The following is a 23554-nucleotide window of genomic DNA, read 5'->3' as shown; positions in this document are numbered from 1 at the left end:
CGGATAATAACCAGGGAAGTCGACCCGTCAAGCGACGCTGACGGCCCGCGCTTCGACATGCCAAACGCCTGGCATTGCTGCTTTTTTCCCCGCACCGCGGACCTGCGGCGGAGGACGGCTGCTCGCCGCCCCCGCACGCGGAAATTGGCACTCTCAGAGGTCGAGTGCTAGCGCAAGTGCTTGGAATCATTGAAACCTGATTTTGCGGCGCGGGGGGTCGGTTGTTACCGTTCCGTTATTCCCGAAGGCGCTGTCGGCCGGGTGGAAGGACGGGAGTGTCGATGAGTCAACTGGTGGCGTCCCTGTCGCTGAAGGAGTTCTTCAAGTCGCTCCTGGACGAGGTCACTTCGCGTCAGCGCGTCTCGCTGGAAGAGGTGACGGAGTTCTATCTGGTGAACCTGCTGGTGGACTTCGCCAGCACCGACATGCTGTTCGACCGCCAGGAGGACGGCCGCAAGGGCCGCGAGCCCCTGGCGCTGCTCTACCACCAGGCGCTCCAGCAAGAGCGCGAGGCGCGCATCCGGACGCTGCGGCGGCTGGGGGATGTCTCCCTCTACACCGTGGGCTTCTTCTCCGGCGCGCTCCAGGGTGGGGTGGTGGGTCCGGACTATTACATCCAGATGGGAGGCACGGCGTACGGGCAGGTGGCGGACCTGTCCCCTCGAGCGGGCTTCGCGGGGATGTACCGGGAGCTGCACGACAAGTTCCGCGCGGTGGTGGAGGTGCTGGAGGAAATCTCGGCCAGGGGCATGGTCCAGGCCGGGCCCTCCGGGGCGCTGAAGGTCTACGAGTCGTGGGCGCGCACGGGGAACGACAGGCTGGAGCGGGTGCTGGTGGACGCGGGGATGATGCCGCACGCGAAGGGGCAGCTTCCCAACTAGCGGTGGCACGGAGGTCGCGATGATTGGCCGCGTTCAGGACCACCTGGAGGCCATCTATGGCTTCACGTGCGAAGCTCGGGCGGAGGTCTTCGTGGTGGACACGGAGGCCGCCGTCCAACTGGGGGCCACGGGCCGCAGCGACGAGGAGCTGCTGGTGCACGAGTCGGGGGACGCGCTGGAGATGGCGCTGTACCTGTCCCCCGCGCTGCTCGACCGGCTGAAGCCCTACGAGGCCGGGCCGCTGGGGTACCTGCTGGATGGGGACCTCGGGGGCTACTGCCAGGTGGCCGAGGGCGTCAGCCACTTCCTCTACATGGCCCACACGGCGGCGCACGGGCGGACGGTGTCGCTCCTGGAGCTGGAGGCGCAGGCGGAGGTGGACAAGTTCGCCATCTGCCTGTTGCCCCGCTGGGGGGAGGGGGTGGAGGCGTGGGCCCAGGAACTGCTCACCCGGCTGTTCGACCGGGTGTCCTACCGGGAGAAGCTGTCCACCCAGGAGCGCTGGCGGTACGAGGAGGCCAACCGCGTCTCCCGGCGCTTCTGCTCGCGGATGATGGGGCACGTCTCCCAACGGCGGTTGGACCGGCTGCTGTCGGACCTGCGGTACGCCTACCGGCTGGGGGCGGACGCGAAGCTGAGTCACTTCGTCCACGGTGGTTGAGTCCCCGCGGCCCTCCGCCTTCGGTTAGGGTAGGTGGGCATGCCACGCGAGGCGTCCGCAGGCGGGATTGTCATCCGGGAGAGTGACGGCACCTGGGAGGTGGTCGTCATCCGTCCGCATGGCCGTCCCCTGTGGGCGCTGCCCAAGGGACACGTGGACCCGGGCGAGACGCCGGAGCAGACGGCGAGCCGCGAGGTGCATGAGGAGACGGGCCTCACCGCCGCGCTCGTCGCGCCGCTGGGTGAGATTCGCTACGTCTACCAGTTCCGGGGGCAGCGCATCTTCAAGCGCGTCCACTTCTTCCTCTTCCGGTACCAGGAAGGCGCGCTGGGGCCGCTGCCGGGGCCGCGCGTGGAGGTGGACGAGGTGCGCTGGGTGCCCGTCGTCCAACTGGTGCCGCTGCTCGGCTACAAGGGAGAGAAGGCCGTCGCCGCGCGCGCCGTGCGGTGGATGCGCGCCCAGGGGCTCATCCCGGAGGCCCCTTCCCCGGCCGTGAGGCCCGAGGGGAAGGGAACCTAGGACTTCAAGACTACTTGCGGGCCTCTTCGGGGGTGTACTTCCCGGAGAGCGCCTCGCGCACGTCGCGGTCGAACTTCACGCGGCCGGTGGCCACCTCGCGCAGCGACAGCACGGGGGGCTTGTTCTTGGAGCTCTCGATGATGGGGCGGGCGCCGGCCATCAGCTGACGCGCGCGCTTCGCACCGAGCAGCACCAGCGCGAACCGGTTGTCGACGAGGGGGAGGCAGTCTTCGACTGTGACGCGAGCCATGGAACGTCCTTCGGATTTCGGTGGGGCTACCTGAAACGGTGAAAACTAAAGACCACCCCGGGGGGAGTCAAGGAAGGACGCACGGGCAGGGCCGCCGGGCGGACAGGCGCCGTCCCGCCCGGACCTCTGGATCAGGTGTACCACCAGGCCCAGGCGATGAGGACGACCTGGAGGGGCAGCCGGGCCCAGAGCAGGGGGCGGGGAATCTTCTTGAAGCGCTCTGGCTGGAGGGCCATCTGGAGGTTGGCCGGGAAGATGGCGACGAACAGGGCGATGAGTCCCCAGGCGGACCCCCCTCGCGTGGCTGGCACCAGCAGGCCCACGCCCAGCAGGACTTCCGCCACGCCGCTCAGGAACACCAGCGGGCCGTGCCACGGAAGGTACGGCGGCATCATCCGCACGTAGGCGCGCGGGTTCACGAAGTGATTGATGCCACCGGCCACCATGAACAGGCCGAGCACGTACATCAGGACGGTCTTCACCATGTGCGGGGAGTCCTACGCCCCCGCGAAGGCGGTGTCGACGATGGCGCGTGCTTCCTGGAGGATGGCCTGGAGGTGGGCGTCGTCGCGGAAGCTCTCCGCGTAGATTTTGTACACGTCCTCGGTGCCCGACGGCCGCGCGGCGAACCAGCCGTTCTGCGCCACGACCTTGAGCCCGCCGATGTCCGCGTCGTTGCCGGGCGCGCGCGTCAGGCGCTGGAGGATGGGCTCTCCGGCCAGGCTCGTCGCCTTCACCGCCTCCGGTGAGAGCTTCTTCAGCACGGACTTCTGCGCGGGCGTGGCCGCCTGGTCGATGCGCGCGTAGTACGGCGTGCCGAAGCGCTCCGCCAGCTCCTGGTAGTGCTGCCCCGGGTCCTTGCCGGTGCGCGCGAGAATCTCCACCGCGAGCAGGTCCAACAGCATGCCGTCCTTGTCGGTGGTCCACACGGTGCCGTCGCGGCGCAGGAAGGACGCGCCCGCGCTCTCCTCGCCACCGAAGCCGAGCGAGCCGTCCAGCAGCCCGTCCACGAACCACTTGAAGCCCACCGGCACCTCGACGACGCGCCGGCCCAGGCTTCCGGCCACGCGGTCGATGAGGCCGCTGCTCACCAGCGTCTTGCCCACGGCGGTGTCCGCCTTCCAGCCGGGCCGATTCTGGAACAGGTAGTGGATGGCCACCGCGAGGTAGTGATTGGGATTCATCAACCCGATGGAGCGGGTGACGATGCCGTGCCGGTCCGAGTCCGCGTCGTTGCCGAAGGCGATGTCGTACTGGTCCTTGAGCTTCACCAGGTTCGCCATGGCGTACGGCGACGAGCAGTCCATGCGGATCTTCCCGTCATGGTCCACCGGCATGAAGCGGAACGTCGGGTCCACCGTCGGGTTCACCACGCGCAGGTTCAGCCCGTAGCGCGTGGCGATGGGCTCCCAGTACGCGGCGTTGGCTCCTCCCAGCGGATCCGCGCCGATGTGCAGCTTCGCGCCGCGCAGGGCCTCCATGTCCACCACGGTGCCCAGGTCCTCGACATAGGGCGTGATGAAGTCGTAGGGCTTCACCGTCGGGGCCGTGCGCGCCTTCTCGTACGGCGTGCGCTTCACGCCCGCGTTGCGGGTGGCGAGCAGCGCGTTGGCGCGGCGTTCGATTCCCGCGGTGACGTTCGTGTCCGCGGGGCCGCCGTTGGGCGGGTTGTATTTGATGCCGCCGTCCTCGGGCGGGTTGTGGGACGGGGTGATGACGATGCCGTCCGCGAGCCCCCCGGCGCCCCGGCCCCTGTTGTACGTGAGGATGGCGTGGGAGATGACCGGCGTGGGCGTGGCGCCGTCGGTGAAGCGCACCTGGACGCCGTTGGCTGCCAGCACCTCGAGCGCCGTCTGCTGCGCGGGCGCGGACAACGCATGGGTGTCCATGCCCAGGTACAGCGGCCCGTCGATGCCCTGCTGCTGGCGGTACTCGCAGATGGCCTGCGTCACCGCGATGATGTGGGCCTCGTTGAAGCTGGTGCGCGCGGAGGAGCCCCGGTGGCCGGACGTGCCGAAGGCGACGCGGTGCTCGGGCACGGCCACGTCGGGATGCTCCGCGTAGTAGCGCGCGCACAGCTTCTCGGGGTCGATGAGGAGGTCTTCCGGCGGGAGCTTTCCAGCGAGGGGATGGGCCATGTCGCCGCCAACATAAACGCGGCGCGCGACGGATGGACAACCCTTGTGAGGGAGCTGTCCTCGGGTGGACCCGGACCCTCCCGGGCTCGAAGCGGGTGCCTCGCTAAGAGCCGGCGGCGCCGGAGGGGGTGGGGGGCGCCTCCTGCTCGGGCAGGTAGAACGCCCCGGAGCGCGCGGCGAGCACGGCCGCGGTGAGCAGGCCCACCGTCAACCCGAAGACGACGATGCCGGCCAGCGTCACCCAGTCGGTGACACCCGAGGGCTGGAACAGCGCGGTGAAGGGCGTGGCGAAGTCGAAGCCCTTCTCGGGGGCCTTGCGCAGGTTCTGCACGGCGGTGAGCAGCGCCGTCGTCATCGCGCCCAGCACCATGCCCACCACGGCCGCGAAGGCCGCGCTGCCCAGGAGGACGGGACGGGTGACGGCGCGGGTGGTGGGGCGACTCTGCACGTCGAAGTCCGGGTCCTTCACGCCCAGCGGCACGAAGCGCGCGAGCAGCAGCAGGCCGGGGATGCCACCCACCATGGTGAACCAGAAGAAGGGCTCCCAGCCGATGGCGTACACGAGGAAGCCGGCGATGGGACCCGCCACGACGCGTGGAATCGAGAAGAGGCTGGAGAGCAGCGCGAACTGGGTGGCGGAGAAGCGCTTCTGGGTCAGCCGCATCAGCAGCACGGAGAAGGCGCCGGTGCCTAGGCCCTGCGTCACGTTCTCGAAGCCGATGGCGATGTACATCAGCCACGGCGTGGGGGCTCCCGCCCGCGCGACGAGCACGTAGCCGATGTTGGACACAATCTGGATGACGCCGAACACCCAGAGCGCGCGGCCCAGACCCAGCACCGTCGTCCACGCGCCGCCCACGAGCGTGCCGGCGATGGTGCCGAACAGGCCGATGGTGCCCAGAGCCACGCCCCGGTGCAGGTCGCTGTAGCCCATGTCCACCAGGAAGGGCCGCAACAGCGTGCCGCCGAGGTTGTCGGCCAGCTTGTAGAGGAAGACGAAGGCGAGGATTTCGAGCGCCCGGTGCCGCGCGAGGAAGCCCACGAAGGGATACCAGACGGCGTCCTTGAGGGACTTCGGAGGCGTGAAGGTCTCCTCCGGCTCCGGCGCGAAGCGCGTGACGATGAGCATGGGCAGGTACAGCGCCGCCAGCCCGATGACGACCCACTTCCACGACACGCGGCCCGCGAGCGTGATCGCCGCCGAGCCCGCGATGAACATGGCCGCGCGGTACACCGCCACGCGCGCGCCCACCGCCACGCCCTGCTCCTCCTTGCGCAGCACCTCCACCGCGTACGCGTCGATGGCGATGTCCTGCGTCGCCGCGGAGAACGCCACCGCCATGGCCAGCGCGCCCACCACCCACGCCGTCTCCGGATGTTCTCCGATTCCCGCCAGCGCCAATGTCGTGGCGAAGAGGGCCACCTGCGCCACCGCCATCCAGCCCCGCCGCCGGCCCCAGAAGGGCGGCACATAGCGGTCCATCAGCGGTGACCAGAGGAACTTGAAGGACCACGGCGCCTGCGCCAGCGTGATGATGCCCACCACGCGGATGTCCACGCCGATGCTGCGAAGCCAGTCGGGGATGGCGATCCACACCAGTCCGAGCGGCAGGCCCGAGGAGAACGAGAGCAGGGTGACGGAGGCCGTCCGCCAGGAGGCCATGGCCCGCGCCAGACTGGCCCAGGTTCCCGGCCGTGCTGTCTGCTCCGTACTCTTGCCCTGCTGCTCGCTCATGGCGGCGGACTCTATACCAGCCGTGCACGCGGCCCAGGGTGTCCCGCGCGCTTCCGCTCGGAGGGTTGCCCGGTTACCGGTCCAGCGCCGACATGTCCGGGCAGGAGGCGCGCACGCCCTCCGTCGGATTGAGGAAGTCCCAGCTCCGGGAGATGAACGTCACCCGGCCCTGCGCGTCCCAGCACTCGGTGTACTTCGCCCCGACGATGTCCCCCGTGAGGATCTCCAGCAGGGCCGTGCCCCGGCCGTCCGGCGCCCAGCGGGTGACGAGCGCCACGTTCTCCGGCAGTCCCCCCGGAACGAAGTCGGTGCCCCGCATCTCGAAGGTCATCTCCGCCAGGTCTCCCTCCGCCTCGCGGTACATGTACCGCCCCGGGAAGACGTCCGGCAGGGGGCCGAAGTACTCCAGCTCCACCTTCGTCGGAAGCCGCTGCGTCTGGTAGCGGATCTCCTGTCCGTCCAGGAAGTCGACGGAGAAGAGCCACTCCTCCTCGCGCGCGCGCTTCCAGTCGACATAGAGGCGCCCCGTCCCCTTCCGGACGCCCCCGTCGGCCTGGAAGGTGCCCTCGAGGAAGCTCCACCAGTCCCCCTCGCCCCCGCCGGTCCGGCGGTACTGCGTCTGGTAGTCGAACCGCTCGCCTTCGCGGGTCATCACGAAGCGCGTGTCGAACTGCATGTCGTTCTTGCCCAGGACGGGTCCCCACACCCTGCGGTTCGGCTCCCGCTTCGTGGGGGGCAGCTTGGTGATGTTCTCCACGGAGTCGAGCAGGGAGCCAATCGACTCGTTGATGTCGCGCCCTGTCTCATCGGTGTTTCCGACGAGGGTCGACGCGTCACCCAGCTTCTCCATGAGGGCGCTGGGGCTTCCCACCTTGCCCTGGCGCACCAGTCGCTGGCCGGTGCCGCCGCCCATGCGCTCGCCCGGAGTCGTCACCGAGAGGTCCGCGCGCTGGGGCAGGGCGTTGAGGAACTCCAGGTCGTCATTGGAGAAGTCGCCGCCGCACGCGGTCAGGGCCAACAGGAGACAGGCAGGTGCCAGGTGTCGCATCGAAGGCTCCTTCATGGCTGGTACGTGACGAGCGCGCTCAGCTCCCAGAAGCCCAGGGAGCGCTGCTCGTCCACGGTGTAGAGGAGGTAGTGGAGACGGCCCCTGCCCGTCAGGTGCAGGCTCCGCAGCAGTTGCCAGCGCACTCCCCCCACCACGCCCGGAGAGAACATGGCGAACTTCTGGTCCGGGTAGGCCGCGTCCGCGAAGTCGCGCCGCATCACCTGATACGCCATCCGCGCGCCGACGAATGGAGTCACCCGCCCCTGGGGCCACTCGGAGGTGAGCGTCGTGCCCAGGCTCGTCACCGAGTACCGGTACGCGGGCCCCGACAGCGTGGGCAATGTCAGCACCGCCTGCTTCCCGCCCACCGCCACGTCCACGCCCCACACCCAGTCGCGGCGGAAGTAGTCGTGGAGCTGCGCCTCCGCACCCAGCATCCCCACGGACAAAAACAGCGTGTCGCGCGTGGGCGCATCGAGGAACGACTGCACGCCGCCGGACAGGCCCACCGTCCACCATGCACCGCCCTCCGGCGCCGCGCCCTTCACCGGGTCGTCGGAGAACGGCGCGTCTCGCAGCCGCGCCTCCTCCAGCACCACCTGCCGCCCCCGGGAGACCTCCACCTCGCCGATGCGCAGCCGGTCCGACAGACGACGCTTCACGCGGTACGTGCCCGGAGCGAGCGCCACGCGGCGCTCCACGTCGGGCCGCTTGTCCAGCTCCGCCACCACCAAGCCGGCGGGGTCCACGAAGTAGTACGTGCCCGCGGGCGCGAGGCCAGGCACCACGAGCCCGTCACCGCCCGCGCGCAGGTCCGTCAGCACCAGGTCCCCGTTGCCCGCCAGGTCGTAGCTGAACGTCGGGTGCTGCGCGCCTCCGCTGCTGGCCGCCGTGTCCGCCACCGTGCGGGCGTAGGCATGCGAGTACGCCTCGAACAACGTCACCCGTCCGTCGCCGCTCCTGTCCGCGTCTCCCAAGAGGCCGCTGGCCAGGTGGTGGGAGAAGTAGCTGCCGCTCAGCGCGTCCGACTCCTGAGAGTCCTCGTCCGCAGAACTGGAGGTGAGGATGACCAGCCCCCGTGCGTCGCGCGCGGCGCCGGACTCGATTTCGAAGCGGGGCGCCCGTCGCGCGCCCTTGGTGCGCGTCAGCGCTCCGGAGCGGCACGAGTCGAGAATCGCGATGCGGATGTCCGCGGGCGCATTCGACAGCCGCTGCTTGAGGTCCTCGAAGCCCAGCCGGCTGTTGCCCAGGCGGAGCGTGCCGTCCTTCGCGTGGCCGGAGTAGTAGACGAGCAGCGCCGTGCGCTCACCTCGCGATTGAGCCTCCTTCGCCCGCGCCTCCAGCGCCGTCAGCGCCGCGAGGAAGTCCTTGGAGGACTCGTTGAGCAGGAGCTTCGCGTCACCGGGAGCGACACCGCCCAGACGCGTCAGCAGGCCGTGCATCTTTCGCGCATCGTCCTGGGCGAAGCGCAGGGGCCGCGTCTCGTCGCCGCCCTCGTCGTTGCCCGCCACCAGCGCGAAGCGGCGCAGGCTGTCCGCGTGCGCTGCCGACGCGACGAGCAGGAAGAGGGCGGCCAGCGCGCGCCAGGAAGGGGGCAGGGGGAGCCTCATGGCTTGAACAGCATCCAGTGCGTCTGCGCACCCGGCACGTCGAGCGGGGACATCTGCGCCACTTCTCCGTTCGCCGCCGCGAAGGCGCGCCGCGTCGCCTCCACCAGCGACTCCACCGTGAAGGGCTCGTCGCCGAGCACCAGCACCACGCGCTCGGCCCCGGAGCCGGTGAACTCCCAGCTTCCCTCGAGCCAGTGCAGGTCCGCGCCTGGCTCCACGGGCGTGCTCGCGCCGGACTCCGGATGCAGCGCCGTCACCTCGCCGATGGCATCCACGGACACCGCGGCCACGTACCGGTGCGTGCCCGACTTGTAGCCCAGCATCACCCGCTCGCCCGGCTCCAGCGCTTCGATGGAATCCGGCTTCACCTCGCGCTGGGGCCCGGAGCCCCCGCCGATGCGCAGCTCCGCCACGTCCGCGCTGCCCTTGCTCCGATCCCAACCTGGACCCTGGTTCAAGAGCGGTCGGGCCAGCACCACCAGCAGCACCGACGCGGCCAGGGCCACCGTCGTCGCCACCCAGCGCCGGGGGGAGGGCTTCAGGGCCGCCCGCCGCCGCTCCAGCGCGCGCTGCACTTCCAGCTCGAAGCGCTCGAAAGGAATCGCCGCCTCGAAGCCTGCCTGGTTCGACTCGAGGCCACGCAGCACGGCGCCACAGGCGTCGCAGCTCGACGCGTGGGTGCTGGCGCGAGCGGCCTCGGGTGCGGCCAGCTCACCGGCGTGCAGGCGTCGCAGTGTCCACTCAGACTCGTGCGCGCTCATCGGACCTTCAGCTCCTCTCCACCCAGCTCGGCGAAGCGTTCCAGCCGCTTGCGAATCGTGGGCACGGAACGCCCCAGCAACGCGGCCACCTCTTCCAATGTCATCCCGTCCACGTGGTAGTGGACCACCGCCGCTTGCGTCTCCTCGTCCACCCGGGCTAGCAGCCGGCGCACCAGGTCGCGCGTCTCCAGCTCTCCGGCGCCACCGTGGGCCTCGGAGCGTGCCTCCGCGTCCCGCTCGAACCACTGACGCCAGCCCGCGCGCTCCGAGCGGAGCTGGTTGAGACAGTGGTGCGTGGCGATCTTCATCAACCACGTCAGCGGCGAGGCGTCCGCGCGGAAGTCGTCCGCGTGGGTGAGGGCTCGGGCGAACACGTCATGCATCGCGTCCTCCGCCTTCGTCGCGTCCTTCAACAAGTAGCGGCAGCGTCCCATCACGCTGCCGCCATACCGCGTGTACAAGTCGCGCAGGAAGTCACGCCGGTCCGGCTGGGGACCACCTGGGATGACCCTGAGGGCCGGCTGACGGGGACCTGTCACGCGCCGCAGACTAGCGCGAGCGGGCTCACAGCGTGGAGTAGACCGCCGCGTTGAAGCTCCCGCAGGCGCCCACCGCCCCGTAGCCGATGGCCGGGTTGAAGCTCACCGCGTAGTAGACGCTGAGGAAGTTGCTGTCCCAGCACTCGTTGATGGTGGCCTCGCCGAAGAGGTCTCCGCCCGACAGCTTGATGTCCGAGCGACCAAGCCCCGTGCGCTCCCAGCGGCTCTTGATGGACAGCTTCTCCAACTGCGAACGCGAGGGGTCCACGTCGATGTTCTGCTTCACGACGTAGTCCAGCTCGCCCCCCATGCCCGGCGCCTGCTTGAAGCGATAGTTCGCATCCACGAGGGTTCCGCCGCCGGCATCCACCTTGAAGTCCGCCTCCACCGAGGCCACCGTGCCGGGGGCCGTGCGCGCGTAGCGGATCTCCATCGTCGCCACGCCCGTCTCGTCCTCGTTGCCAGGCAGGGCGTTGCTCTTGTCCCAGTCGATGATGAACTGGCCGGAGCCGTAGCCGGAGCGGCGCTCGCCGTTCTCGTCGACCGCCGCCGTGTGCGAGCCGGACAGCACCGTCTTGAAGTTCGTGTCAGGCTCGATCTTGGCCTTGGCCGCCAGCACCCACGAGTAGGTGTCGTCGTCGGTGCGCGTGACGGTCAGCTTCCAGGTGGTGGGGCTCAGGGCGTCCGTGTGAGGACCCCACACCGCGACCTCTCCCTGGATGGAGGACGGCGGATACTTGACGATCTCCTCGACCAGGTTGAGCACCGCCAGCGTTCCGCCGTTGATGCTCGCGGCGGCGGCCACGGTGAGGAAGTAGTACTCCGCCGTCTGGCCCTGGGTGTACGCGGCGACCAGTCCCTGGCCGCCCGGACCCGGCGAGGCGACCTCCACCATCTGCTTGGACGGAAGTCCCTGGCGGAACGAATCAGCGTCCTGCTTCGAGTCAGGATCGCATCCAGCGAGCAACAGGGAGGCACACAGCAGGCTCTTGCGCAGCATGGTCCTTCTACCTTTCGGATGGCCCCCGGCGGGCCGTGCGGCAGCGTGTTCGCTCCTATGGACACAGCCCTGGCGAAAAACAGAAAGCGCGCCTGCACGCTCTTTGAAAGCCTTGGGATTCCAGTGGGTTGGAGCTCGCTAGGACGCTCTTCGGGCGACTTCAGCCGGCCGGCGGACGACGGAAATGAACCGTTCCTACCTTTCGCCCATGGAAAAACGACACCCCAACCATCCCGGGGAGATGGGCACTGACGCGTCCCTCGCGGAGCGCGAGCGCACGCCGGATGAAATCAACGCCCGCGCGCGGGCGGTGGGGTTGTTGCGAGACGCGGGGGTGCCCTTCGTGGTGGGAGGCGCGTACGCGTACGCCACCTTCACCGGCATCTACCGGGACACGAAGGACCTGGACCTGTTCCCCCGAAAGGCGGACGCGCTCCGGGCGCTCGAAGTGCTGGAGAAGGACGGCTGGCGCACCGAGCGCACCGACGAGGTGTGGCTCTACAAGGCCTTCAAGGGCGACTACTTCGTCGACTTCATCTTCTCGTCCGGCAACGGCGTGGCGGTGGTCGACGACGAGTGGTTCCAATACGCCAGGACGGCCACCATCTTCGGACACGAGTGCCTGGTGGCGCCCGCGGAGGAGATGATCTGGTCCAAGGCGTTCGTCGTCGAGCGCGAGCGCTACGACGGCGCGGACGTCAACCACCTCATCCTCAAGGCGGGCCGGGAGATGGACTGGGAGCGGCTGATGCGCCGCTTCGACCGGTATTGGGAGGTGTTGCTCAGCCACCTGATGATGTTCCGCTTCGCCTACCCGTCCGAGCGGGACGTGGTGCCGGACTGGGTGATGGCGGAGCTGATGCGCCGCACGCTGGACAGCGTCCACGAGGGGCGCTGGGAGGAGAAGTTGTGTCGCGGCAACCTCGTCTCCAAGGTGAACTACCACGTGGATATCCACCACTGGGGGTTCGGGGACGGGCGGGCCTGGGACGAGAACGAACGACAAGAGGGGGGCGTGCGTGGCGAGGGATCCGAGCTCGAAGATTCGATTGGCGGCGGTCGGTGACCTGCACTGCCGGGATGACCAGCACGGACGCTTTCGACACCTCGTCAAGCAGGTGAACGCCACGGCGGACCTGCTGGTGTTGTGCGGCGACCTCACGGACCGAGGCCTTCTCGAGGAGGGCAAGGTGCTCGCCGAGGAGCTGTCCGCGCTGCGCGTGCCGTGCGCGGCGGTGCTCGGCAATCACGACTACGAGCACGGCCAGGTGAAGGACATCTGCGTCGAGCTCGCGAAGGCGGGCGTCCACATTCTCGATGGGGACCACTTCATCTTCGAGAAGGTGCTCGGCGTGGCGGGTGTGAAGGGCTTCTGCGGCGGCTTCGGCAACGCGACGCTGCAGGCCTTCGGCGAGGCCCAGACGAAGGGCTTCGTGCAGGAGGCGGTGACGGAGTCACTGAAGCTGGAGGCGGCGCTCAGCCACCTGGATACGCCCAGGAAGGTCGTCATCATGCACTACGCCCCCATCCCGGAGACGCTGGAGGGGGAGAACATCGAGCTGCGTCCCTTCCTGGGGACGAGCCGCCTGGCGATGCCCATTGACCACTACGGCGCGGAGGCGGTGTTCCACGGGCACGCGCACCACGGCGCGCTCCAGGGCAAGACGAAGAACGGCATCCCCGTCTTCAACGTGGCCATGCCCCTGCTGGCGAAGAACACGCCCGACCAGCGCTACGTGCTGCTGGAGGTGTGAGCGTCGGACTCGGCGGTGACGACCATTCCCGCTTCCACCTTCACGGGCCAGGACGTCAGCGTCGCGCCCTTGCACGGGCCTCCGACGCACTTCCCGTCCTCGGGCTGGAACAGGGCGCCGTGCCACGAGCAGACGATGAGCTGCTTGTCCGGCGTCAGGTACTTGTCCAACACGCGCGCCAGCGGCAGCCCCGCATGCGGGCACCTGTCCACGTAGCCGTGGACCTCCGCGCCCCTGCGCACGAGGAAGCCGTGGAAGAAGGCCTCGCCAATCTGGAGCACGACGTTGCGCGCGCCCGGGTCCTCCAGCGAGTCCACCGGGCAGAGCTCGACGTCGGGGGGCGTCGTCAGGACGCGCTGCCTCGGAGGCAGGCTCAAGGCAGTCGGGCCTTCTCGAACCCGGCCCAGCAGTCGTCGTAGTCCAGTTGCATCGCCGCCGACTCCATCGCGAAGCGCGTGGGGCGGATGGTCCACCGGGACTCGAACATGAATGCGAGCGTGTCCTGGATTTTGTGCGGCTTCAGGTCCGCGCGGATGGCCTGCTCGTAGCTCGCCCGGTCCGGACCATGGCCGCTCATGCAGTTGTGCAGGGACGCGCCACCCGGAGCAAATCCTCCAGCCTTCGCGTCATAGACACCCTGCACCAGCCCCATGAACTCACTCATCACGTTTCGGTGGAACCACGGCGGCCGGAACGTGTTCTCCGCCACCATCCATCGGGGCGGGAAGATGACGAAGTCGCAGTTGGCCGTGCCCGGCGATTCACTGGGCGAGGTCAGCACCGTGAAGATGGACGGGTCCGGATGGTCGTAGCTCACCGTGTTGATGGTGTTGAACCGCGACAAGTCGTACTTGTACGGCGCCAGGTTGCCGTGCCACGCCACCACGTCGAGCGGCGAGTGGTCGAACTGCGACGCCCACAGGCGCCCCTGGAACTTTTGAATCACGAGCGTGGGGCGGTCCACGTCCTCGAAGGCGGCCACCGGCGTCAGGAAGTCGCGCGCGTTCGCCAGTCCGTTGGAGCCGATGGGCCCCAGGTCCGGCAGGCGGAAGAGGGCGCCGTGGTTCTCACAGATGTAGCCGGCCACCGGCCCCTCGGGCAGCTCCGCGCGGAAGCGCACGCCCCGGGGCACCACGCCCATCTCGCCGGGCCGCAAGTCCAGCACGCCCAGCTCCGTCACGAGCGTGAGCCGCCCGGCCTGCGGAACGATGAGCAGCTCGCCGTCGGCGTCGTAGAACACCTTGTCCGTCATGGACCGGTTGGCGTGGTACAGGTGGATGGCGATTCCCGCCCCCGTGCCCGGGTCCCCGTTGCCCGCGTAGGTGATGAGTCCCTCGACGAAGTCCGTGGGCACCGTCGGCATGGGCTGGGGACTCCAGCGCAGCCGGTTGGGCGTGGGCGGCGTCTCATCGAACGGACCGCTTCGCAGCAGGCCGTGCGGATGGGCCTTGTACGCGGGGTGGTTCGCGCTCGGCCGCAGCCGGTACAACCATGAGCGGCGGTTCTCCCGGCGCGCCACCGTGAAGGCCGTGCCGGAGAGCTGCTCCGCGTAGAGCCCGAACGGGGCGCGCTGCGGTGAGTTGCGGCCCACGGGCAGGGCACCTGGGACTGCCTCCGTGGCGAACTCATTGCCAAAGCCGGAGAGGTAGTCGCCGGGCGCCTGTCGCAGCCCGCTCTTCGGAGGTACAGCGGTTCGATTCTCGAGAGTCACCGTGTCGCTCCTCCGAAGTCGGGCCGAGGACTACTTCCGGGTCTTGTCGACCTTGATGACGCCGCGGCGGATCTGATCCAACTCGATGGACTCGAACAGGGCCTGGAAGTTGCCGTTGCCGAAGCCCTCGTTGCCCTTGCGCTGGATGATTTCGAAGAAGATGGGCCCGAACAGGTTCTCGGTGAAGATCTGAAGCAGCAGGCCTTCCTGCTCATTGCCGTCGATGAGGATGCGGTTCGCCTTCATCCGCGCCAGGTCCTCGCCGTGGTTGGGCACGCGCGAGTCGACCAGGTCGTAGTACGTCTCGATGGTGTCCTGGAGGTCCACGCCGCGAGCGCGCAGCTTCTCGACGGTGGTGTAGATGTCCTGGGTGGACAGGGCCAGGTGCTGGATGCCCTCGCCCTTGTACAGGCGGATGAACTCCTCGATCTGCGACTTCTCGTCCTGGCTCTCGTTGAGCGGAATCCGGATGGCGCGGTCGGGGGCAATCATGGCCTGGCTGAAGAGGCCGGTGGCCTGACCCTTGATGTCGAAGTACTTCTGCTCGGTGAAGCCGAAGATGCGGTTGTAGAAGGACGACCACGTGCGCATCTCGCCCCGGCGCACGTTGTGCGTCAGGTGGTCCAGCGACTCCAGGCCCACGCTGTTGCGGGCCTCGGCCTCGGCGGCGCCGGGAATCTGCACCCACGAGTCGTAGATGGTGCCGCTGGGGCCGTGCCGGTCGATGAGATACAGCAGGCTGCCACCGATGCCCTGGAGGACATAGAAGCCCTCGCCCAGGGAGCTGACGGCGGGGTCGGCCGGCTTGGCGCCGCGCTCCAGCGCCATCTCGTACGCGGTGCGGGCATTGGCCACGCGGAAGGCCATGGCGTTGGCGGACGGGCCGTGGGCGGCGCGGAACTCGGCGGCCTGTCCCGTCTCCTCACGGCTGATGAGCAGGTTGATGTCGCCCTGCTTGTAGCGCACCAGGTCCTTGCTCGGGTGCTTGGAGTAGGCGGTGAACCCCAGCTTCTCCACCAGCTTCACCATCGCCTCGGGAGCGGGGCTCGTGAACTCCACGAACTCGAAGCCATTCAGGCCAATAGGGTTTTCCGCCGTGCTCACCATGACACTGCCTCCACGAGACGTCTTGGGGTGTGCATGGAAGCTAGGGAGCGAGGTCCAAGGAGGAAAGCACAAAGCACTGCCAGAGAATGTCAGCCCGTCGCACAATCTCCCGAGGGAAGGCCCGCGCGAATGCGCACGGGTCGCGCGTCAAAGCGGGCACCGCGCCGCGTTACCTTCAGGACGTAGTGGATTGTCACTACAAGGGCGGGTTCAGCCTCACGGACCGCGTGCTTCGGTGGGCGCCGGAGCCAGAGTGCCCTCCATCAGGTCCTCGGCCCGCATGGGGAGCGCGAGTCCTTCGACGGAGACCTCCATCACCTCGGGCCCGGAGCCGCGCGCGTAGCTCAGGCCCGACTCGTCCGGGACATCGCCACCCAGCCACAGCCTCGCCAGCTCGCGACCCTCCGCGCCCAACAGCACCGCGCCGCGCGAGGCATCGCCAATGCCGTACTTCGCCCAGTTCTTGGGCCGGGCTTCGCCGAAGCTCGAGGCCTTCAACGTGCCCAGCACGCGCAGCAGGGAGACCACGCGGAAATGCTGGGCCTTGCCCTGCTTGGGCGACTCCACCTGCCACGACTCCGAGCCGCCATCCGTTCCGGCCGTGTTGACCAGGGTGATGGGCGCCACGCCGTTGCCAGGATGGAACACCACGCGTCGCACGTCCTCGCGGCGGAAGTTCAGCACGTGCTTGTCCTTCAGCTCCAGGACGTCCACGTCGAGCGCCGCGAGCGCGCTCTCGGGCACCTCGCCCAGCACCGCGTCGGAGCCCTGCTCCCGCAGTGCATGGACGCGAGGCGCACCGTCTTCCATCACCTGGGCCAGCCGGATGCGGACGGGCTCGCCCGAGCGTGGCGTGAAGCGAGCATCGATGAGCGGCGACTCCAGGCCCCACTTCTTCCGCGTCTGTGGGGAGTCCGTGGGGAAGGAGAGCGCCCGGTGCTCCTTCAGATTTTTCAACAATGACGTCACCCGAGCCTCGTCCGCGCGCTCAGGCAGGGGCTTCGTCAGGCGCCACTTCGTCGTGCCCGCCTCGTGCTCCAGCACGTAGCCCCGTTCCTTGGCCCGCACCTCGATGAGCGTCAGCTCGTTCGCCTCCAGGTCGCCGAGCAGCTCCTTCGAGCGCAGCGCGAACGTGTCCTTGTCCAGGCTCCAGCGCACCGAGCCCTGGGCCGCATAGACCTTCGCGTCTCCATCCCGGCGCACATACACGGAGCCATCGAACATGTTCTCGACGCCACCGTGCAGCGTCACCGTGTGCTGACGGCTGGGGACGTCTTCACCTCCGCCGCTCGCATCCGGCAGGAAGGCATGTGCCGTCACGCTGAAGACGGGCGACTTGAGGCCGTACTTCTCCAGGTCCGCGTCGGTGGGGGCGTCCTTCACGAGCGGGCTCGACGCCGTGCTCCCCAGCGTCTCCAGCAGTGCCTCCACGGCGGCGGCCTCCGCGCGGGCCTTCACCGGAGCGACGATGCGCCACGTTCCATCCGGCTCGCGTGCTAGCTCCGTGGTGTCTCCTTGCGCGCGCACGGTGATGTGAGTGAACACGGGTGCTGCGGCCTTTGTGCCCTGCGTCCCGCTCGACGGCGGAGCGAACAGTGGCGCTGCCACCGCCGGAGGCTCGGTCGCTTTCCGCGAAGAACCCTCGGAGCACGCGGACAAGGCCAGCCCGCCCGCACCCAGCGCGAGGACCGCCGCCACCAATCTCTTGCCCGTGGCGCTCACTTGTTCCGCCGCGTCAGCCAGATGGCCAGTCCCAGTCCCATCATCGAGAGGGGGAGCAGGTCCGTGGAGATGAAGCGGATGTGGTCCATGTCGTCCGCGTCCAGCTCCAGCGTCGACACTTCGCGGTCCGGAGGGCGCAGGGTGACCTTGGTCACCTGGTTGGACGCCCAGCCCAGCGCGTTCATCACCAGGTTGCGGTTGGGCTCATGGCCCCAGTTCGGGTCCAACAGCAGCTCGGAGTCGCCCATCACCACGAGCCGCGCCTCGTCGAAGCGCTTGTCCGGCGCGTCCTTCGTGTCGCGAATGATTGCGGCCACCAGCGTGAGCTGACCCGTCTTCTCTCCGTCGGAAGGAACGGCGTTCTCCTCGGGCTTCGTCTCCACCCAGCCGTACTGCGAGGTGTGCACCACGGGCTCCACCCGCACGCCGTCCGCGAGTCCCTCGCGCAGCAGGGTGAGGCTGCGCGGCGTGGGCAGCTCCACGTTCAGCCCGCGCTGACGCAGCGGGAGCACCATCGCGTGGTTGCTGTAGAACCGTGAGAGCACGACATAGGGGTTGCCGCTGTTGAACTGCGCGTCCGCGGCGATGCCCTCGTCCAACTGGATGCCGTACTCGGCCAGCAGCGAGCCCAGGCCATCCTCCAGCCCCGCGTCGGTGAAGTAGAGCAGCCTGCCTCCGCCCGCGAGGTACTTGCGCAGCACCTCCACCTCCGGCGCGGTGAAGCGCACGCGAGCCCCCGCGATGATGACCAGCGAGGCGTCCCGGGGCACGTCCGTCGCGCCCGCCAGGTACATGGCCTCCGCGCCATAACCCTCCTGGAGCAACTGCCTGCGCAGCTCGGACATGGTGGCGCCGGGGTCGTTCGGAGCCGCCTCGTCCTTGGCCAGCGGCCACTCACCGTGACCGGTGACGAAGTACACCCGCTGGGTGCCCACCGCGTTCAGCTTGATGAGCGCATTCGTCAGGTCCTGCTCGGACACGGCCTGGAGCGTCGTGTGAGCCTCTCCGCGCACCAGCACCACGCTCGCCTGGTCTTCCTTGAGCTGGTACTTCGCGACCAGGTCCGGGCTGCGGCGAGCGTCCTTGAAGGTGAACTCAAAGCGCTCCGGGGCCTGCGCGCGGTAGCGCTGGAACAACGTGTCCAACAGTCCATAGGACTCGTGAGTCGGGGGCACGAAGCCGATGGCGAGGACCTTCTCTGGCAGGGCCTCCAGCGTGGCGAGCGTCTGTGGCGCGAGCGTGTGGATGCGCGCGTTCGTCAAATCCCAGCGAAGGCTCTTCTGGAACGCGGCGTAGTTGAGCGCCACCAGTCCGACGAGGACGGCGAGCACGGTGACGCCCGTGCGCAGGAAGAAGAAGCTGGACCTGTGCGAGGCGAGCTTGCCGAAGTGCTTCAGGTTCGTCGCCAGATACACGGCGATGAGCACGAGGCCCAGGCCCGCCTTCACACCCGTGGCGATGGGGCTGCCGGAGGTGATGAAGAGGGTGAAGGGGCTCGACAGCAGCAACAGGAGCCCGAAGGCGCCCAGGTACCGACCGAGGAGGGTCGCGTTCATGTGCGGAGATTCCCTTTCGCGTGAGCGCGGGCCCTGTCAGGCCCAGCGCCGCGCTTCCACGGTGCGGTGGGTGAGCAGCAGCGAGAAGACGATGACGGAGGCGAAGAACACGAACGTCTGCACATCCAGGATGCCCTTGAGCAGGTTCTGGAGCTGCGCGTCGAAGGACAGATACGTCAGCACCGAGCGCAGCGGCTCCTCGGTGGCCTGCGCCACGCCGGACAGCATCATCCACGGCAGCAGCACCGCGAAGGTGAGGAAGGCCGCCAGCATCTGGCTCTCCGTCAGCGCGGAGATGAACATGCCCACCGCCATGCACGTGGCGCCCCACAGCAGGACGCCGCCGTAGCCCAGCAGCACGGTGGACCACTCCAGCGCGGTGCCGGACTCCGCCTGCCCGAATGATGAGAGCACCAGCGGGAAGACGAGCGTGAGGCCCAGCGTCGTGGAGATGATGCCCAGTCCGCCCAGGTACTTGCCCAGGACGATTTCGATGGGGCGCACGGGCGCGGTCATCAGCAGCTCGAACGTCTTGTTGCGCTTCTCCTCCGCGAACAGCCGCATGGAGAGGAAGGGCGCGACGAAGAGGGTGATGACGATGACCATGCCCCACAGCTGCACCATCACCCCGTCGGTGAGGTTGCGGTAGGCGGTCATGTCCGGCGGCATCATCGCCCACGTGACTTCGCGAGCCTGCTCCTGCACCTGCTGGAACGTCGCCAGCAGGTTCACGAAGAAGAAGGACGACAGCGCCACCATCGCGGTGAAGACGCCATAGGCCCACGGGGTGGTGAAGAAGAGGGACAGTTCCTTGCGAGCGATGGCCAGGGCGATGCGCATGGACCGGGGGGTTCCTTGAAGAAGGGGACGGGCGCCGCGCTCAGGCGGCGGTCAGCTTGATGAAGACCTCTTCCAGCGACGCGCTCTCCGAGGTGCCCTGGGAGCCCGCCAGCTTGCGGAGGTCATCGTAGGCGACGATGCGCCCCTGATTGAGGATGAGGACCTTCTCGCACGTCATCGTCACTTCCGGGAGGATGTGCGTGGAGAGGATGACGGTGTGCTTGCCCGCGAGGCCCTTGATGAGCGCGCGCACCTCCGCGCGCTGCGCCGGGTCCAATCCCTCCGTCGGCTCGTCGAGGATGAGGACCTGGGGCGAGCCGAGCAGCGCCTGGGCGATGCCGACGCGCTGCTTGTAGCCCTTGGACAGGTTCTGGATGAGGCGGCCGAGCACGTGCGTGACGCCGGTGAGGCTGGCCACCCGCTCGACTTCGCCCTTGAGCTCTCGGGAGGGCAGGCGCTTGAGCGCCGCGACGAACTTCAGGTACCCGTGCACCGTCATATCCGGGTAGAGGGGCGGCGTCTCCGGCAGGTAGCCGATGCGGCGCTTCACCTCCAGCGGATGGGTGAAGACGTCGAAGCCTCCCACGCGGGCGACTCCTTCCGATGGCGGGAGGAAGCCGGTGAGAATCTTCATCGTCGTGGACTTGCCCGCGCCGTTGGGCCCGAGGAAGCCGAGGATTTCGCCCTCTTCGACGCTGAAGGTGAGGTCGTCGATGGCCACGCGGTCGCGATACCGCTTGGTGAGGTGCTGTACCTCGATCATCGCCATGGGCAGGCTCCAGGAGAGACGCGCTCGACCCTGGGCCGCCGGCCGTGGAGGTGTTTCTCGGACGGCCCGGGCAGACCGCCGCCGACTATAGGGGTCGATCCTGGGGTGTCAAGGCGACGCCCGGTGCTCGGCTCGGGTGCTTCCCCGCGCTGGCCGGGCTCCTGCAAGACTGCGCTTCGGTGTGGTTCCCCGGACACGCCTAACAGGGGTAGTGAGACGCTCATGCCTATCGTGGTCCAGAAGTACGGCGGCTCGTCGGTGGCCGACGTGGAGAAGATTCGCAAGGTGGCGCGGCGGGTGAAGGACAAGCGCGACGCCGGGTACCAGGTGGTGGTGGTGGTGAGTGCCATGGGCGACACCACGGACGAACTGCTCGCCCTGGCCAAGCAGGTGTCCCCGGACCCCGCGCGACGCGAGCTGGACATGCTGCTGACGTGCGGTGAGCGCATCTCCATGGCGCTGCTCTCCATGGCGCTCCAGGAGATGGAGGTGCCGGCCATCAGCTTCACCGGCAGCCAGAGCGGCATCATTACGAACGACGCGCACGCGCAGGCGCGCATCGTCGAGGTGCGGCCCTATCGCATCCATGACGAGCTGGCGCGCGGCAAGGTGGTCATCGTCGCCGGCTACCAGGGCGTCTCGTACAAGAAGGAAGTGACGACGCTGGGGCGTGGAGGCTCGGACACCACTGCGGTGGCGCTGGCCGCGGCGTTGGAGGCGGAGGCGTGTGAAATCTACTCCGACGTGGACGGCATCTTCAGCGCGGACCCGCGCGTGGTGCCGGACGCGCGCAAGCTGGAGTCGCTCAGCTACGACGAGATGCAGGAGCTGGCGAGCGCGGGCGCCAAGGTGCTCAACGCGCAGGCGGTGGAATGGGCGAAGTCGCGAGGCATCGCCATCCTCGCGCGCACGGCGCATGCGCCGGGCAACGGCACGGAGGTGCGCGAGCTGACGGCGCCGTCGGACCACCGGGTGAAGGGCGTCACCGCGGACGCGGAGCTGGCGGTGCTGGCGGTGAGCGAGCAGGTGCCTCTGCCGGAGCTGTTGGAGTTCCTCGATGCCCGAGGCGTGCGAGGCCGCTCCCTGGGCTTCGACGGGCTGCGGGGCGGCGCCGGCCACGCGTATCTCCTCGTCCCGCTGGCGGACATCCACGGCCCTGAGGCGCTGCGCAAGGAGCTGGCCACGCGCTTCGACGGCGCGGTGTCGTGGCGCGAGGAGCAGGGCACCGTCACCTGCGTGGGCGTGGGGCTCAACGCGGACTGGGCGCCGCTGCGTCAGGCCCTGGCGGTGGCGGAGGAGCTGGGCGCGAAGGTGCATGCGGCCCACACGTCGCCACTCCAGCTCACGCTGCTCGTGGACAAGCCCCACCTCAAGCCGCTGACGGCGAGGCTGCACCGCGAGCTGCTCGGAGGGTGAAGCGCGTGAGGACCTCCAGGCTTGTCGCCAGGAGGTCCCCCGTACCTTCTTGCTACTCGGTGAGCGTGGCGGTGGCGGTTTGCGCACCCGCCGCGCAGTCGGACTCCACCGCGCCGACATCGGGCGCGGAGCCGCAGAAGGGCAGGCCCAGGTCCATGCCCCGGTCCACCGCTCCAGCGCCTGGCATGAAGTCGTTCGTGTCCACCAGCGCGGTGTCGGACTCGTCCGAGCTCGTGTCCTGGCCTTGCTGCTTCCAGGCCGCGAGCAGCTCACCCACCCAGGAGTCCTCGGGGATGAAGAAGTTGCCCGTCGTGAAGTTCGCGCCCGGCTGGTAGACATTGGCGGACATGTCCAGCCCGGAGGTGTAGGGCCCCAGGTTGACGGCGTTGCGCGTGACGAAGAGGTTGTTGCGCACCGCCACGTTGGTGGAGTCGCCGCCGGTGCCGTGTCCGAGCACCAGCGCGAAGCCCTTCGTCCCGGTGACGGTGTTGTGCAGCACGCGCACGTCGACGCCGTTCTCGATTCGGATGGCGGAGCCCTCGGGCATCTTCAGCGAGTGGATGCGATTGCGCCGCACGGAGACGTTGGTCGGCGGAGCACCCACCCGGTTTCCGCCCACGGCGATGCCCAGCGCGGCGTCGGAGATGTCGTTGTCCTCCAGGATGATGTTCTTCGCGGAGTAGTGCACCACCACCGCCTCGCCCCGTGACGTGGTCGACTTGGTGAAGCCGTGCATGCGGTTGCCGCGCACCGTGACGTCGTGGCACGTCTTGAGGTCCACGGCATTCTCACGGTTGTCGTACATGTCGTTGTCCTCGATGAGGACCCCGCTCGCGGGAGCGTCATTGCTGAAGCCCTCGGGCCCGAGGCACTGCACGGAGTCACCCGAGTTGTCGTGGATGTCGTTGCCGCGCACGGTGATGTTCTTCGACGTGGGCGCGATGACGACGCCGTGCGAGTCGTCGGCCCCCCGGGCGAAGTGGTGGATGTGGTTGTTCTCGATGGTGACGCCGCGCGCGCTGGCATCGGTGCTGATGCCGCTGCCGAAGGAGCCATGGTGCAGCTCATTGTTGGCCAGCACCGTGCCTTGGGTGTCTCCAGCGAAGGTGACGGCGATCTGCCGCGCGCCCTTCACGTCGAACTCGAAGCCCTCGATGCGCCAGTTCGGGCGCTGCACCAGGACCATGTACCAACCGGCGGAGGTGGGCACGAGCTTGGGCATACCCTCGCCGCGCAGGGTGATGGGAGCGCTGGCGGTGCCGGCGCGGACGTTGGAGTCGAGCACCAGCTTCTCCGCATAGGTGCCCTGCTGGACGCGGATGATTTCACCGGGCCCCACCAGGGTGAGCGCCTTGGCGATGGTGCGAAGCGGCCTGGCCTGCGTGCCCGCGGCGGTGTCATTGCCCGACGGGCTGACGTACCACTCGCGCGAATACTGGGGCGGCGCCGGCTCCTCGGTGGGCGAGGGCCCTGGAGTGGGCGTGGGCGTCGGGACCTCCGTCACGGGAGGCGACGTCGGCTCGGGTGAGGGCTGGGT

General features: G+C 68.6%; 23 protein-coding genes. 6 read left to right on the top strand and 17 right to left on the bottom strand.

Annotation, left to right across the window (positions count from 1 at the left end):
• The first annotated feature begins 281 nt into the window (after window positions 1–281).
• Genes HUW62_RS20870 through HUW62_RS20860 form a run of 3 tightly spaced genes read left to right on the top strand, consistent with a single transcriptional unit; the run spans window position 282 to window position 2061 of the window.
• On the top strand, window positions 282–881 hold the full coding sequence (locus HUW62_RS20870) for a hypothetical protein (protein WP_176435407.1): 600 nt from the start codon (window positions 282–284) through the stop codon (window positions 879–881).
• A gap of 19 nt (window positions 882–900) precedes the next feature.
• A complete protein-coding gene (locus tag HUW62_RS20865; RefSeq protein WP_163862598.1) occupies window positions 901–1542 on the top strand; it encodes a hypothetical protein in 642 nt (213 codons plus the stop codon).
• A 39-nt stretch (window positions 1543–1581) separates the two neighbouring features.
• Complete coding sequence (locus tag HUW62_RS20860) at window positions 1582–2061, top strand: NUDIX hydrolase (RefSeq protein ID WP_163862602.1); 480 nt, start codon at window positions 1582–1584, stop codon at window positions 2059–2061.
• A 10-nt stretch (window positions 2062–2071) separates the two neighbouring features.
• Here HUW62_RS20860 and rpoZ read toward each other — a convergent pair whose 3' ends face one another.
• The 9 genes from rpoZ to HUW62_RS20815 all read right to left on the bottom strand — a co-directional run bounded on the left by rpoZ (window position 2072) and on the right by HUW62_RS20815 (window position 11142).
• Window positions 2072–2311, bottom strand: a complete 240-nt coding sequence (gene rpoZ, locus HUW62_RS20855) for a DNA-directed RNA polymerase subunit omega (RefSeq protein ID WP_163862605.1) — start codon at window positions 2309–2311, stop codon at window positions 2072–2074.
• Between the two features lie 131 nt (window positions 2312–2442).
• Entirely contained in the window at window positions 2443–2796 is a 354-nt protein-coding gene (locus tag HUW62_RS20850) for a DoxX family protein (RefSeq protein ID WP_176435406.1), read from the bottom strand.
• Between the two features lie 12 nt (window positions 2797–2808).
• The gene (pgm, locus tag HUW62_RS20845) at window positions 2809–4449 is read right to left on the bottom strand and encodes a phosphoglucomutase (alpha-D-glucose-1,6-bisphosphate-dependent) (RefSeq protein WP_163862608.1); all 1641 of its coding nucleotides are present in this window, start codon (window positions 4447–4449) and stop codon (window positions 2809–2811) included.
• 103 nt (window positions 4450–4552) lie between these two features.
• Window positions 4553–6184, bottom strand: coding sequence for an MFS transporter (locus HUW62_RS20840; protein ID WP_163862611.1), 1632 nt, complete (start codon window positions 6182–6184; stop codon window positions 4553–4555).
• Between the two features lie 73 nt (window positions 6185–6257).
• Window positions 6258–7232: a hypothetical protein gene (locus HUW62_RS20835; protein WP_240356114.1), complete on the bottom strand. Its 975-nt coding sequence runs from the start codon at window positions 7230–7232 to the stop codon at window positions 6258–6260.
• Window positions 7233–7243: 11 nt separating this feature from the next.
• Window positions 7244–8842, bottom strand: coding sequence for a caspase family protein (locus tag HUW62_RS20830; protein WP_163862616.1), 1599 nt, complete (start codon window positions 8840–8842; stop codon window positions 7244–7246).
• The gene (locus HUW62_RS20825) at window positions 8839–9603 is read right to left on the bottom strand and encodes an ACP synthase (RefSeq protein WP_163862619.1); all 765 of its coding nucleotides are present in this window, start codon (window positions 9601–9603) and stop codon (window positions 8839–8841) included. The genes HUW62_RS20830 and HUW62_RS20825 overlap by 4 nt, the downstream gene beginning before the upstream one ends.
• Window positions 9600–10142 carry an RNA polymerase sigma factor gene (locus HUW62_RS20820; protein WP_163862622.1) on the bottom strand — a complete coding sequence of 181 codons (543 nt, stop codon included), beginning with the start codon at window positions 10140–10142 and terminating at the stop codon, window positions 9600–9602. The genes HUW62_RS20825 and HUW62_RS20820 overlap by 4 nt, the downstream gene beginning before the upstream one ends.
• 25 nt (window positions 10143–10167) lie before the next feature.
• Entirely contained in the window at window positions 10168–11142 is a 975-nt protein-coding gene (locus HUW62_RS20815; protein WP_163862625.1) for a hypothetical protein, read from the bottom strand.
• 241 nt (window positions 11143–11383) lie between these two features.
• Here HUW62_RS20815 and HUW62_RS20810 point away from each other — a divergent pair, with 241 nt between their 5' ends.
• A complete protein-coding gene (locus HUW62_RS20810; protein WP_176435411.1) occupies window positions 11384–12208 on the top strand; it encodes a nucleotidyltransferase in 825 nt (274 codons plus the stop codon).
• On the top strand, window positions 12192–12896 hold the full coding sequence (locus tag HUW62_RS20805; RefSeq protein WP_163862631.1) for a metallophosphoesterase: 705 nt from the start codon (window positions 12192–12194) through the stop codon (window positions 12894–12896). The genes HUW62_RS20810 and HUW62_RS20805 overlap by 17 nt, the downstream gene beginning before the upstream one ends.
• Here HUW62_RS20805 and HUW62_RS20800 read toward each other — a convergent pair.
• From HUW62_RS20800 to HUW62_RS20770, 7 genes are all read right to left on the bottom strand, one after another.
• Entirely contained in the window at window positions 12875–13273 is a 399-nt protein-coding gene (locus HUW62_RS20800; protein ID WP_163862634.1) for a Rieske (2Fe-2S) protein, read from the bottom strand. The two genes, HUW62_RS20805 and HUW62_RS20800, sit on opposite strands and share 22 nt — an antisense overlap.
• Window positions 13270–14607: a homogentisate 1,2-dioxygenase gene (hmgA, locus tag HUW62_RS20795; protein ID WP_163862639.1), complete on the bottom strand. Its 1338-nt coding sequence runs from the start codon at window positions 14605–14607 to the stop codon at window positions 13270–13272. Before hmgA ends, HUW62_RS20800 begins: the two co-directional genes overlap by 4 nt.
• A 30-nt stretch (window positions 14608–14637) precedes the next feature.
• Complete coding sequence (gene hppD, locus HUW62_RS20790; protein ID WP_163862642.1) at window positions 14638–15714, bottom strand: 4-hydroxyphenylpyruvate dioxygenase; 1077 nt, start codon at window positions 15712–15714, stop codon at window positions 14638–14640.
• A gap of 216 nt (window positions 15715–15930) precedes the next feature.
• A complete protein-coding gene (locus HUW62_RS20785) occupies window positions 15931–17259 on the bottom strand; it encodes a DUF4340 domain-containing protein (protein ID WP_368670448.1) in 1329 nt (442 codons plus the stop codon).
• A 173-nt stretch (window positions 17260–17432) separates the two neighbouring features.
• The gene (locus tag HUW62_RS20780) at window positions 17433–18992 is read right to left on the bottom strand and encodes a GldG family protein (protein ID WP_163862649.1); all 1560 of its coding nucleotides are present in this window, start codon (window positions 18990–18992) and stop codon (window positions 17433–17435) included.
• A 36-nt stretch (window positions 18993–19028) separates the two neighbouring features.
• A complete protein-coding gene (locus HUW62_RS20775) occupies window positions 19029–19832 on the bottom strand; it encodes an ABC transporter permease (protein ID WP_176435404.1) in 804 nt (267 codons plus the stop codon).
• Window positions 19833–19872: 40 nt separating this feature from the next.
• Complete coding sequence (locus HUW62_RS20770; RefSeq protein WP_163862809.1) at window positions 19873–20595, bottom strand: ABC transporter ATP-binding protein; 723 nt, start codon at window positions 20593–20595, stop codon at window positions 19873–19875.
• Between the two features lie 228 nt (window positions 20596–20823).
• Here HUW62_RS20770 and HUW62_RS20765 point away from each other — a divergent pair, with 228 nt between their 5' ends.
• Window positions 20824–22017 (top strand): aspartate kinase, encoded by a 1194-nt coding sequence (locus tag HUW62_RS20765; RefSeq protein ID WP_163862654.1) that lies wholly within the window; start codon window positions 20824–20826, stop codon window positions 22015–22017.
• A gap of 52 nt (window positions 22018–22069) precedes the next feature.
• Here HUW62_RS20765 and HUW62_RS20760 read toward each other — a convergent pair.
• Window positions 22070–23554: nitrous oxide reductase family maturation protein NosD (locus HUW62_RS20760; protein ID WP_176435403.1), on the bottom strand; the 1485-nt coding region annotated here is incomplete at its 5' end.

It is taken from the genome of Myxococcus sp. AM011, from assembly GCF_013372595.1.
In the GTDB taxonomy this organism is placed as follows: Bacteria; Myxococcota; Myxococcia; order Myxococcales; family Myxococcaceae; genus Myxococcus; species Myxococcus eversor.
The sequence above is the reverse complement of the archived record's forward strand: the minus strand, read 5'-3'. Positions and strand labels throughout refer to the sequence as shown.